Genomic DNA, 13,037 nt, shown 5'->3' with positions numbered 1-13,037 from the left:
CCAAAGGCACAAGCTTGCGCGTGCCAACAGGCTGCTGCACGTTTTGCAGAAGTAGCCATTATACAAACAAAGCGTATGACAACAGAACAGTTATATAAGATTTTTGAACGCCATCCCATAGTAACCACCGACAGCCGCGACTGCCCCGCGGGTAGCATTTTCTTCGCCCTTAAAGGCGAATCGTTCAACGGAAACAAGTTCGCTGCCGCGGCCTTGCAGCAAGGTTGCACCTTTGCCGTGGTAGACGAGGCCGAATTTTGCCCACCTAACGATGAGCGATACATACTGGTAGACGACGTGTTGCGTGCCTTCCAGCTGTTAGCGCGCCACCATCGCCGCACCCTTGGCACGCGCATTGTCGGCATAACGGGCACCAACGGCAAAACAACCACCAAGGAACTACTGGCGGCTGTGCTGGGCCAAAAGTACAACGTGCTGTACACTTTGGGCAATTTCAACAACGATATTGGCGTTCCCAAAACCCTACTACGCCTTAAACCCGAACACGAAGTGGCCGTGGTAGAAATGGGAGCCAGTCATCCGGGCGACATCAAGACGTTGGTTGAGCTGGTCGAACCCGACCTTGCACTCATCACCAACGTAGGCATGGCCCACCTGCAAGGCTTTGGTTCGTTCGAAGGAGTGGTAAAAACCAAAGGCGAACTATACGACTTTATGCGCCAAAGCAAGCGCGGAAAGGTGTTTATCGATGCCAACAATCCCCACCTGATGGGCATTGCCGAGGGGCTAGACCTCGTAACCTATGGCACACCTGCACGCCCCGACCTCTTCGTTAGCGGCAAAGTGGTTTCGGCTGCCCCCTTCTTACGTTTCGCTTGGCAACGCGAAGGCGGCGCATGGAACGAGGTTCAAACCCATCTTGTTGGGGCATACAATGTGCTAAACATGCTTGCCGCCCTCAGTGTAGGCCTTTTCTTAGGCGTTTCGGCCGAAGATGCTAACCGTGCCTTGGCCAATTACGTGCCCAGCAACAACCGTTCGCAACTGGAAGAAACGGCACACAACAAGCTGATTATGGACGCCTACAACGCCAACCCAACAAGCATGAGCGTGGCCCTGAACAACTTTCACGATATGGAAGTGCCGCACAAGATGGCCATTTTGGGCGACATGCTCGAATTGGGAGCCGTTAGCCAAAGCGCACATCAAGCCATTGTCGACCAGCTTTCGCAGCTCGCACTCGACGAAGTGTGGCTCGTTGGTTCCGAATTTGCCCGCACAAGCTGTGCTTTCCGCAAGTTCAACAACGTAGAAGAAGTGATAGCCGAGTTGAAAAAGCATCGCCCCGAAAACCATTACATCCTTGTAAAAGGCAGCAACGGCATACATCTCGACAAGTTACCACAATGGCTTTAACCCCAGTGCGCCACTTGGTAAGCCATTAAGTAGACAAACATTATCGCGCACAACCACACGTTGCGCTTTGAGAAAACGGAGCAAAACACGCTGCATTCCTCGCACACGACGGGGTGATAAGGCGTACAAACAGCTCTTTTACTCAAAGCGCAACGTTTTCTCTAAGGCCTGCACAGCATGGCCACCTCCACGTGCAAAACCCCAGTTGACTTTCCAAACGTTATACTTATATTGCTGTCTGCTAAAAGTTTTTCTCTCAATAAAAATTTATTTTTAGCGGACAGTAATAGAAGTCGTCTTCACTTTTATGTTTCTAAAAAGGGATAGGGGTTTATTATCTTTGCGTTATAAATCCAGGATAAACACACCTATAATGTACGAAGTACTGGACTAAGATATGATAAGTACTGAAATTCTGCCCCATTTGTCTGTGGCAAAACGTGTCTATGTCTCAAAAAAGGTAATCTAGTGGAAGTTGATTCAATGCTTTCGCTGCCAGTTGAAAGCGTCTTTCCAGTGGCACATAATGAGGAGAAAGTAAAGAGCACTTCTTTATGTTCCTTATGTTCTTATGTCAAAAAGGACGTTGTTATGTCAAAAGACGAAAAGATAAACGTTTTCGCTAAGCCAAATGAACAATGTCGAGCTTGTTCGAACATTGTCGCGGCGAGAAAAGAACGATTAGCTCGTTCACTCGTTAACTTCTCCACTCGTCAACTCGTTAACTTGTCCTCTTGTCAACTCGTCAACTCGTCAACTTCCCAACTCGTCAACTTCCCCGCTCGTTAACTTGTCCTCTTGTTAACTCGTCCTCTCGTTAACTTGTCCTCTCGTTAACTTGTCCACTTTTCAGCAAGAATTTTAACATTATGAGTACTCTTTTTGCCACCAATCGCTCACCTTGCCGCAAAAAATCGATTCTCGCGAAGGTTTGTTTTGATGCAAGAAAGGGGTAGTTGCACATACGGGCAAAATGAATATTTATTTCAATAGAGTGTCGTTTGCACCAAGTTTTGGCCAATTTACTGCTAATTTGAGTGCATTTTACCGCTAAATGCAGCGCGTTTTGGTGCTAAATGCAGTGCGTTTTGGTGCTAAATGCAGTGCGTTTTGGTGCTAAATGCAGTGCGTTTTGGTGCAAAACGCAAGGTAAAATGGTGCAAAACGCAGTGCAAAATGGTGCTGAATGCAAGACGAAAAGCATAAATATACGCCGCAATGGTATAAACAAAACCTCTTAGAACCATGAAATACACGGCTAAAATGGGCAAAATAGTCGCCAAAAAGTAGAATTTTAGGGGCAAAAAGTGGGTAATTAGGCCTGAAAAAATACGAGCTGGCAAGCAAACTAGAAAGGTAAAATGGTGCTAAATGCAGGCTTTGCTCTTAAAAACAGACAAAACGGAAGGCGAAAAAATCTAGAAATAGGGGCTATTTACCTATTTTTTAGCCTATATTTTCGCTAGAACGGAGCGAGAATTAGATCCATATTGTAAAATAAAAATAAGAATTTTAAGTTTTTAAGTTGATGAGTTTTTGAGGTTGTCAGTTGGTGAGTTTTTGAGGTTGTTAGTTGATGAGTTAGTAAGTTCGCAAGTTGATGAGTTTATTAGTTGGCGAGTTTTTGAGGTTGTTAGTTGATGAGTTTGTAAGTTCGTAAGTTGATGAGTTTGTTAGTTGGCGAGTTTTTGAGTTCGTAAGTTGATAAGTTAGTAACTTTGTTTGTTTGTAAGTTGGTGAGTTTTTGAGTTGATGAGTTTGTCGGTTGATGAGTTGATGTTTTCGGGAGTTGTTGGTTTTTCGTGAGTTTATAAGCCAGTAAGCCGATTTGTCCTGCACCTTGTGTATGAGAAATGTGTTTATCTTGTGTTGGCATCTGCTAGGCGATGCGCCATAAGTGCGCGTTGCGTGTATGAGAAACGTGTTTATCTTGTATTGGCATCACAAAGATGACAAACCCCTCTGAATTTACAGACTACTCCCTCTGAATTTATAGAAATATTAAAAACCAAGACGATTTCATAGAAAAATAATTTTCGGGATATTTGGAACTTTCGAAAAAAACGCATAAATTTGCAGCAAACGATTTCTTAACGCCTTTTCGCAATCTAACAACAATACCGCTGACAGTAAAGTAGAACGTGGACAAACAGGCAGGAGATCAACAGTATTTAACAACCCCTGTACACTAATCGCAGGGAAAACACGAGCAATTAACAAAAATGAGAACTTTCTTTATGCGAAGAAACAGACAAGTGGGACGAGTTACCAGGCTCTTGTTGTTGATGTTGTGGACCACATTTCCACAACTGCCTTGCCATGCCGAAAGTGCCGAGTTGGCATCCAAGACGAGCCAACAAGCCACGCAGGGAAGTAAAAGAACGATGAAAGGGCAAGTGAAAAGCGAAAGCGGCGAGCCGCTGATTGGCGTCACCGTGTATGGTGCCGACGGTAAGGTGAGCGGCGTAACGGACATGGATGGCATGTATCACATAGACATTCCCACAAGCCTCACCGTTGTTCGTTTCTCGTACGTGGGCATGAACCCTGTAAGCATCACCATCGAACCGGGAACCACAGCGGTTGTCCGCAACCTGTCGATGCAGTCGAGCACAACGATAAAAGACGTCGTTGTGACGGGTATTTTCCAGAAAAACAAAGAGGCGTTTACGGGAGCGGTGGCCACCATCACGAACAAGGAGCTAAAAGAATTCGGTAACAAGAACCTGCTTACATCTATCGCCAACATCGACCCGTCGTTCAACTTACTGGCAAACAACCAGTATGGGTCGGACCCCAACCGTCTGCCCGATGTTCAAATTCGCGGTACCGCCAACCTGCCAACCCTTACAAACCTGCAAGACAACACACGCACCGACCTGAACACGCCGCTCATCATTTTGGACGGATTTGAGATCAGCTTGGCGCGGATGGTGGACTTGAACGAAGACGAGGTGGAATCCATCACGCTGCTAAAAGACGGTTCCGCCACGGCCATTTACGGTTCGCGCGGAGCCAACGGCGTTATCGTCATCAAGCGCAAGACACCCCAAACGGGGCGACTGCGGTTCTCGTATAGCGGTAGCCTTAACGTTGAGGTGCCCGACCTGTCGGACTATCACTTGCTGAACGCCGCCGACAAGCTAGAATTGGAACGGCGTTCGGGTTATTATGAAAGCACCAACCCCGGACGCGACTTTATTTTGAAGAAAAAATATTCGGCCATTTTAGAGAACATCACGCGTGGATTTGAAACCGACTGGTTGTCGAAACCGCTACGCACTGGGGTGGGACAACGGCATAACATACGTATTGAGGGCGGCGACGAGAGTTTCCGCTATGCAGCCTCGCTACAATATAACGGTGTGGCAGGTGTGATGAAAGGTTCAAACCGCAACAACTTCAACGGTGGCATCACCCTTTCTTACCGCCATCGCAGCTTGATTTTCACCAACGACCTCAGCATCGGATACACCAAGTCAGCCGAATCGCCATACGGCTCGTTCTCCGATTACACCCGATTGAACCCCTATTGGCGGCCATACGACGACAACGGCAGGCTTATCAAGATGTTCGACAACGATGTAGACTTCTATGGCGGGTTCCGCAATCTGCCTGCCAATCCGCTTTACAATGCCATGCTCAACCAGAAAAACAGCCAACAATACACCGACATCACCAACAATTTCTCCATCGAGTGGCGGCCTTTCGAGGGATTCATCACGCGAGGGCGCGTTGGTTTGACGTGGCGAAACACCGAGACCGACGACTTTAAGCCGGCCAAACACACGATGTTCGAAGCCGACGAATATCAAACGGAGGAAGGCAGCTTGCGCAAAGGGCGCTATAACTACGGCACAGGCAAGCTAACAAATTATGAAGTGGCACTCACGGCAAGCTATTCCAAGCACTTCGCAGAGAAACATCTTCTGTATGCGGCAGCCAACTGGAATGTTACATCTAACTTCGCCCGCAACTACAACTTCGTGTTCGAGGGCTTTACAGACGAATACCTCGACTTTCCTTCCAACGCCTTGCAATACCAAAAAGGCGGCAAACCATCGGGCGGAGAGTCGCGAACCCGCGCCGTGGGATTGGTGTTTAACGCCAACTATTCCTTCGACAACAGGTATTACACCGACCTGGCCTACCGCATAGACGGCTCTTCACAGTTTGGGAAAAACCGCCGTTTCGCGCCGTTCTACTCGGTGGGCATCGGCTGGAACGTGCACAACGAAAAGTTCATGAAAAGCGTTCGCTTTGTTGATAGGCTCAAATTCAGGGCTTCTTTCGGGCAAACCGGTTCGCAGAAATTCAGTGCCTACCAAGCCATAGCCACCTATTCTTATTATCTGAACGACCGCTACAACAGCTGGATTGGCACTTACCAAAAGGCACTGGAGAACCCCAACTTGGAATGGCAGAAGACAGACAAATGGAATGCAGGCGTTGAAATCAACCTCTTCGACAACCGACTGAACCTTGTTGCCGACGTTTATCTCGACAAAACATCTAACTTACTCTCGTCGTTAAAACTGCCCCTCTCTAACGGTTTCACATCGTTTGTGGAGAATATTGGCGAGGTGGAGAACCGCGGCTTTGAAGTGAAAGCCACTGGCTTTCTGTTGCGCAACACCTCGCAAAGGCTTGCATGGTCGGTAACAGGCTCCATCGCACACAACAAAGACAAGGTAGTGAAACTATCGCAAGCCTTGAAAGACGAGTATGCCAAACGACTTCTTACGGGTGGGACAACGCCTAACAAAGTGATACGCGAGGGCGAATCGCAACACACCATCTATGCCGTTCAGTCGCTGGGAATAGACCCCAGCACGGGCAACGAGGTTTTTAGAAAGAAGAACGGCGAGCTAACCCACACGTGGAGCGCGGCAGACCGCGTGGCGTGCGGCATCAGCCAGCCCAAATTCCGCGGCACATTGAGCAGCATGATTCGCTGGAAAGATTTCACAGCCAACGTGGTTTTCGGCTATCGCTTTGGCGGACAGATATACAATTCCACGCTGGCTAACCGCATCGAGAACGCCGACAAACACTACAACGTGGACGAAAGGGTGTTTCGCGACCGCTGGCAACAGAAAGACGACCGTACATTCTTTAAAGGCTTGAACAACGAAACCATAACCAATGCCACGACAAGGTTCGTGCAAGACGAACGCACGCTCAGCTGCCAGAACATTCACCTTGCCTACATGTTCAGCAACAACCCGTGGCTGAAACGCCATTTGGGCATACAGGTATTGACGTTGAGCAGCGACCTAAGCGACCTCTTCTATCTCTCGAGCGTTAAGCAAGAACGCGGACTTTCCTACCCCTATTCGCGGCGTTGCTCGTTTACCCTATCCGTTAGTTTCTAAACTTTAAACACCTAAACACAATGAAATTTGGCAAATTTATCATAGCCTTGTTGCTCATTCTGGGCACAACCACGGCCTGCAACGATTTCCTCAACGTGCTACCTTCCACCGAAAAAGAGAAGGATGAGATGTTCTCTACGGTGGACGGCTGCCGCAGCGTGCTTATCGGAAGCTATATACGGATGAAGCAAACCAACCTCTATGGGGAAGAGATGGTGTGCGGAACAGTAGAGAATTTAGCGCAACACTGGACCTACAACGCTGGCAGCGTGGGCGAATATCTCAACAAATACGACTATAAGGCCGCCGTGGTAGAAACGGCGATGGGCAACATCTACAACAACCTATACAAGGTTGTGGCCGACGTGAACGGGTTGTTGAGCGGCATAGAGCAGCATCGCAGCGTGCTAGACGACACCAACTACAACCTCATCAAGGGCGAAGCCTTGGGTTTGCGCGCTTTCTGCCACTTGGATGTGTTGCGCCTTTTCGGTCCGATGCCCAACAATGTGCCCACATCCAAAGTTCTTCCTTACGTCACGACAGTAACCAACCGCCCCAACGCCTTTCTCTCCTACTCCGAATTTACGACACAATTGCTCAAAGATCTTGACGAGGCGGAGACCTGCCTGAAAGACGACCCAGTGCGTTCGAAATCTATCGAGGCTTTGAACAAGGATGCGGCATCAGAAGATAACTTCTTCACTGCCCGTCAACTGCGAATGAACTATTACGCCGTGTGTGCGCTAAAAGCTCGCGCCTATCTGTGGATGGGCAACAAGGAGAAAGCATTAGCGTATGCCAAGCTCGTGATAGACGCCAAGACACCCGAAGGTAACGCGATGTTCCGACTGGGCACACGCGACGATTGTTCGCGAGGCGACAAGACGCTTTCAGCAGAACACGTCTTCAACTTAAAAGCGAACGACCTATCAAAAACATTGGGTACGGGACGCACCTATCAAAAGCCTAAGGCCGAACTAACGGCACGCCTGTATGAGGCAGGCACTTCCGACATACGCTTCGTCAACCTGTGGGAAGAGGTGAACATCAGCTATTACAATCGCCCGTTCTACTTCCAGAAGTACACCCAAACCGAGAAGATGCCCACACTTGCCAAGAACGTGATACCGCTCATCCGACTTTCCGAGATGTTTCTCATCGCGATAGAAAGCAGTCCGCTTGCAGGTGCCAATGCCTATTACGCCACATTCTGCACAGCGCGCGACGTAACGCCCACCACGATGGCCAACGACAGCGAGCGGATTGACCTCTTGGTGAAAGAATATAATAAGGAGTTTTACGGAGAAGGACAGGCGTTTTATGCCTACAAGCGACTTGGCGCAAGCACCATTCTTTGGACCTCCGTGCCTGGTTCGGTAGAAACCTACATAGTGCCTCTGCCAAAAGACGAGGCTGTATATGTAAACTAAACCATCAGAACAATGAAAAAAATATTATATGCCGCCTTGCTGTGTGCCCTCTTTACAACGGGATGCAAGGAAGACGAGAAGTTGCTCTTTAACGAAAAGGCACGAGCAGAACTGGTTAGCGAAAACCAAAAGGCACCCGCCGACCATCCCTTTTCATTTGTATGGGGTAGCGACACGAGGGTGCGCGACACGGTTTTCATCCCCATTCGGGTGATTGGCGGGTCGGCCCCCACAGACAGGCACGTGCTTTTCGAGCAGGTGAGTGAATACATTGTAGACTATACCTACGACAATAAAGGCTACATCATAGACTCTACCGTTACCGAACGCACCGACAAAGCCATACCCGGCACACACTATGTGCCGCTGAACGACGAGTCGATACGGCCTTTATTCACCATCAAGGCCGGCCGCGTTAAAGACAGCGTGGGCATTGTGGTGTTGCGCGACGCATCATTGAAGAAAGCCAGCGTGCGCCTACGCCTGCGGTTGAAGGAGAACGAAAACTTCGCTTTGGGCGAACGCAGGTTGCAAGAACAAACCATCATCATATCCGACAAGTTGGAAATGCCCTCCAACTGGAACTACACCACCAAGGCCTACTTGGGTAATTACAGCGCACCCAAACACCGGTTGATGATGCAGGTGGTGGGCAGCAAGGTAGACGACGTATGGATTGCGGAGGTAAACAAGTCGCAAGAACTCATCGTTTACTGGCGCGGCAAGTTTATCGAGGCGTTGGAAGCCTTCAACAGCGACCCTGCCAACATTGCCTCTGGCTTAGCACCAATGCGCGAAGACCCCACCAACGCCAGCAGTCCGCTCGTCACTTTCCCTTCAAGGGTGTGACACAGCCGACACCTTTCTCTTTATCTAACCAACACAGACAATAACACGATGAAACATATAGCTATTTTCTCAGCCCTCGCAATGGCTTGTTTGCTTGGCAGTTGTTTCTCAGACAACGGCAACTACGACTATCAGCCGCCCATCAACATTCGCGTTACTGGGGTGAACGAGGCCTACACCGTTAACCCTACGGGCGATAAACTGCAAATCGCACCCAAGATTTATCCCGAAAACAGGCAATACGATTGCTTCTGGATGGTGATACCTGCCGCTGCATCATGGAACGAACAGGCCGACACCATCTCACGGCAACGCGACCTAGACTATAACGTGAACCTGAACGTGGGCAACTATAAACTGCGGCTATGTGCCAAAGACAGGGCCACGGGCGTGTTTGCCTACGAGCAATACGACCTATACGTAACCACCGACATGGACACGGGATGGTGGGTTTTGAAAAGCGAGAGCGACAGTGCCGACATCGATTTCTTCTCGGAAACGAAAGCCAAGCCCAACATTGTGCACGCCGCCAACGGCCACCATCTGCAAGGGGCGGCACAAAATCTTTACTTCACCATCAACTATTGGAACTTCAACACCGCCACCTTACGCGACACACGCGTCAACGCCGTGTTCGTTGCCAGCAACAAAGACCTGGCCGTGTTAGATTATTTCACGGGCAAAATAATCCGTGGTTATGAAGAACTCTTTGTGGAAGAACCCGCACGCCGCGAAGTGCGCGACATGTTCGCAGGCCCGTCAGACGTGCACGTATATGTGGGCGACTTTGTTTACACGCTCTTCAACTCAAAGTACGACATCTATAAACAGTTCGTTCTTAAAACGCTGGGCGACTACAACCTCTCGCCCATCCACCACTCTGGGCGCGCACTCCCCCTGCTGTTCAACACCAAGAACAGCTCGCTGTGCAGCGTGAGCCGCACTTCGCCCGCCATCAACTACTTCGTAGACGGCAACGGGCCGCTTTCCCCAAAGAACATGAACATGGATCTTGTCTTCATGGGTGGGCGCACCACGGCAGCCTACAACGAAGGCGATGAGGCCTTAGCCATCGTCAAACGCAAAGACACGGGCAAATATCTCTTGCTCACCTTAAACGGGAAACCCAATGGGATGGACCTCAATCCCATACGCAAATCCGAAGAGTTGGACGGTTCGCTCAACATGTTACAGGCCACCCACCGCGCCCTGAACCAAAACAATCGTATCATCTATTTTGCCAAAGACAACCGCCTTTACGCCTGCAACCTCGACAACAACACCGAAACGGCGCAAGGCATCAGCTGGAATTCGGGCGAACAGGTTACTTACATGGAGTTCTTAAAGTATGCGCCTTACGGGTTAGACAGCACATGGTTCGACTATCTGGCCATTGCCACCGCCCAAAACGGACATTATAAGCTATACCTGCACCCCGTGCCGGCGGGCAATGTAAAGCCTGCCGTCAAGGTGTTGGAAGGTAAGGGCGAGGTGAAACGCGCTTGTTTCATGAGCCAAACCAAAAACGGTTTCTACACCTCAACCCTGTTCTAAGTGCCGAAACCTCCTTTTTCGGCAAACAAAACGCTTTGCCCAAGGCACAACAAGCAACGCCACATTATCGCAACAACAGCAAATTAAACTCATCATTCCAAACATTCAATGAAAAGAACAATAACGGTTCTCACCGCAGCATGCCTCTGCCTCGCATCGTATGCAGCCGTCGTCATTCGCGGAACAATAGCCCCCGACTTGGGAAACAAGGTAAGCCTTTACGCCATCAACGACGGACTGGATAGTCTTTGCGCCACTGCACAAGTTACAAGGGGGAAGTTTGTGCTCAAATCGGCAGTGCCTTACAACGGGCTTTACGTGCTTAGCACCGACGAAAACAACAAGCTAAAACATGCCATATACCTGAAAGACGGCGCACAACTTGCCGTGAACTATGGCAGCAATTTGGTTGTGCAGCCTACAAACGGCAATGCCCACGAGAAAGATTTCGCCCTTTGGGCCACCAAAAGCGCGCCGGTGTTCTACCATGCCTATCTTTATAACCACACGCCAGGGGGAAAGACGGTAAAGCCCCAGCAATTCTTGAAAGAGATGGAAGTGCTGAAACAAACCGCCGCTGCTTTGAAACGTAAGGCCAATGGCAAGGGAGACAAGAACAGCTTGCTGCAACTGAAAATAGATGCCGACCTTGCGTTCTACATGCTTTCCTATCGAAAGAACAATCCAGACACCGTGGACGACAACTTCATTTCGCCCGCCGCACTGCAAGACTACAAGCAGCTGTTTAGCGACAAAAGCGTGTTGCGCCTACCCTACGCTCCTGAGATGTTGGCACTTTATGCAGATTACCTTGCCGAAAAGCAAAACATCGGCAAGGAAGACTATCGGCAACGTCTCTCGCTTTTGTCCAGCGAACCGTTGCGAGAAGCCTATCTCTACCAAGTGGCACAAGGCCTGAACTACGACGAGAAGTACACGGCACTGCTCCGCGCCTGGGGAGACACTCCCCTATCCTCGCGGTTACAGCAGGCGTTAAAGCCCATCGAAGAAGCATTGGCCTGGTCGAAAGTGGGACAAACAGCCATCGACTTCCGCGGCATTCGCCCCGACAGCACAACACTATCGCTGAGCGATTTGCGCGGAAAGGTGGTTGTTATAGACGTCTGGGCCACATGGTGCGCACCCTGCATCCGCATGATGCCCTATTTCAAGCAACTGGAAAAAGAATTGTCGCACCCCGATCTCACATTCATGAGCGTCTGCCTTGGCGTATGGGCGGAGAGCGACCGCTGGGAAAAGCTCATTCAAGAGCACGGACTCACGGGCAACCTCATCTTTATCGACAGCTGGACCAAGGGTTTCGCCGTAGACTATCACGTAACGGGCGTGCCCCGATTTATGCTCATCGACCGCGAAGGCCGCGTACTATCTTTCGCCGCCCCCGCCCCCAACAAACCCGAGCTGAAAGCAATGATACTCGAAGCATTAAACGCAAAGCAGTAAAACAGGCTTGCCAACTCGCGCAAAATCATAAGGCCTAAAAACACCCACGCTGTTTTTAGGCCTTATCCATTCTTCCTGTTCGGGATAACAATGGATGTTGTTTGTACGTAAGCATCCACTTTACCAGATATCACCAACACACCAAAGGCAATTTTTAGCCCCAGCCTTAACCCTCTGTTTTGCTCTCCCCGCTCTGTTAATTCTGGTTGCGTTTTTTTACAAAACACATCTTCCTAGCCAAGCCCTTTTAGAGAAAAAGGAGGGGCAAAACCACGTAAAAAGCATGGTTTTGCCCCTCAATGGGTTTCGTCTTCCTCGTTTTTTTGACGTAAAAGCCTGCATTTAGCATCAAATTGGCTCGCTAGTTTGTCGGCAGCTCATGATTTTTTCACGCCCAAAACCTGCTTTTTACCCCTAGATTTCCACTTTTTTACTGCCATTTTGCACCTTTTCTACACACATTTTCTATCGCGCGCAAAGTTTTTTGCCCCTACGTCCACAGCATTTTTATACATTTTGCCTCCCATTTAGGGGCAAATCACAGTGCATTTAGCAGCAAATTGCCTTGCATTTAGCACCAAAACGCACTGCATTTAGCACCAAAACGCAGCCTATTTTGCACCAAAACGCAGTACATTTTGCCGCAAACAGCATGGTATTCGCATCAAACAGCGGCCATTCTGCATAAAGTTGCGTTTAACACAACATAAATATGCAAATAGCTAGTTATGCACAAAGCTCCATTTTGTACCGAAACCAACTCTCGCGAGAATCGATTTTTTGCCGCCCGTCATCCGCTCGGCGACTAAAAAGGCACTCACAATGTTAAAAACTCTACTAAAAACATTACATTTCCACCCATGCACAACCGCCCATTGTCTACACAAATCGCCAAAAAACAAACCTTTACGTGAGTTCGACGAATTCAGAACAATGCAAGCTGTGTATCAATAGTCCTTTTCACATTGATGCACGGCTTCTTTGG

At 49.2% G+C, this 13,037-nt stretch carries 6 protein-coding genes; all 6 read left to right on the top strand.

What is annotated here, in order from left to right; genetic code table 11:
• Nucleotides 1-75 precede the first annotated feature (75 nt).
• Nucleotides 76-1,377 (top strand): UDP-N-acetylmuramoyl-tripeptide--D-alanyl-D-alanine ligase, encoded by a 1,302-nt coding sequence (locus tag HMPREF0670_RS13235; RefSeq protein ID WP_009231659.1) that lies wholly within the window; start codon nt 76-78, stop codon nt 1,375-1,377.
• Nucleotides 1,378-3,614: 2,237 nt separating this feature from the next.
• Nucleotides 3,615-6,752 carry a SusC/RagA family TonB-linked outer membrane protein gene (locus HMPREF0670_RS13230; protein WP_232213932.1) on the top strand — a complete coding sequence of 1,046 codons (3,138 nt, stop codon included), beginning with the start codon at nt 3,615-3,617 and terminating at the stop codon, nt 6,750-6,752.
• 20 nt (nt 6,753-6,772) lie between these two features.
• Nucleotides 6,773-8,185 carry a RagB/SusD family nutrient uptake outer membrane protein gene (locus tag HMPREF0670_RS13225; RefSeq protein WP_009231657.1) on the top strand — a complete coding sequence of 471 codons (1,413 nt, stop codon included), beginning with the start codon at nt 6,773-6,775 and terminating at the stop codon, nt 8,183-8,185.
• A 12-nt stretch (nt 8,186-8,197) separates the two neighbouring features.
• The gene (locus HMPREF0670_RS13220) at nt 8,198-9,034 is read left to right on the top strand and encodes a DUF4843 domain-containing protein (protein WP_009231656.1); all 837 of its coding nucleotides are present in this window, start codon (nt 8,198-8,200) and stop codon (nt 9,032-9,034) included.
• A gap of 48 nt (nt 9,035-9,082) precedes the next feature.
• Complete coding sequence (locus HMPREF0670_RS13215) at nt 9,083-10,588, top strand: PKD-like family lipoprotein (RefSeq protein WP_009231655.1); 1,506 nt, start codon at nt 9,083-9,085, stop codon at nt 10,586-10,588.
• Between the two features lie 108 nt (nt 10,589-10,696).
• Nucleotides 10,697-12,052, top strand: a complete 1,356-nt coding sequence (locus tag HMPREF0670_RS15370; protein ID WP_009231654.1) for a TlpA family protein disulfide reductase — start codon at nt 10,697-10,699, stop codon at nt 12,050-12,052.
• The last annotated feature ends 985 nt before the right edge of the window (nt 12,053-13,037 follow it).

This window comes from Prevotella sp. oral taxon 317 str. F0108, from assembly GCF_000162415.1.
Classification (GTDB): domain Bacteria; phylum Bacteroidota; class Bacteroidia; order Bacteroidales; family Bacteroidaceae; genus Prevotella; species Prevotella conceptionensis.
This window is presented reverse-complemented; position numbering and strand designations above follow the sequence as displayed.

Coding starts and splice junctions, on each gene's coding strand:
- HMPREF0670_RS13235 (WP_009231659.1), top strand. CDS start 76: ATGACAACAGAACAGTTATATAAGATTTTTGAACGCCATCCCATAGTA.
- HMPREF0670_RS13230 (WP_232213932.1), top strand. CDS start 3,615: ATGCGAAGAAACAGACAAGTGGGACGAGTTACCAGGCTCTTGTTGTTG.
- HMPREF0670_RS13225 (WP_009231657.1), top strand. CDS start 6,773: ATGAAATTTGGCAAATTTATCATAGCCTTGTTGCTCATTCTGGGCACA.
- HMPREF0670_RS13220 (WP_009231656.1), top strand. CDS start 8,198: ATGAAAAAAATATTATATGCCGCCTTGCTGTGTGCCCTCTTTACAACG.
- HMPREF0670_RS13215 (WP_009231655.1), top strand. CDS start 9,083: ATGAAACATATAGCTATTTTCTCAGCCCTCGCAATGGCTTGTTTGCTT.
- HMPREF0670_RS15370 (WP_009231654.1), top strand. CDS start 10,697: ATGAAAAGAACAATAACGGTTCTCACCGCAGCATGCCTCTGCCTCGCA.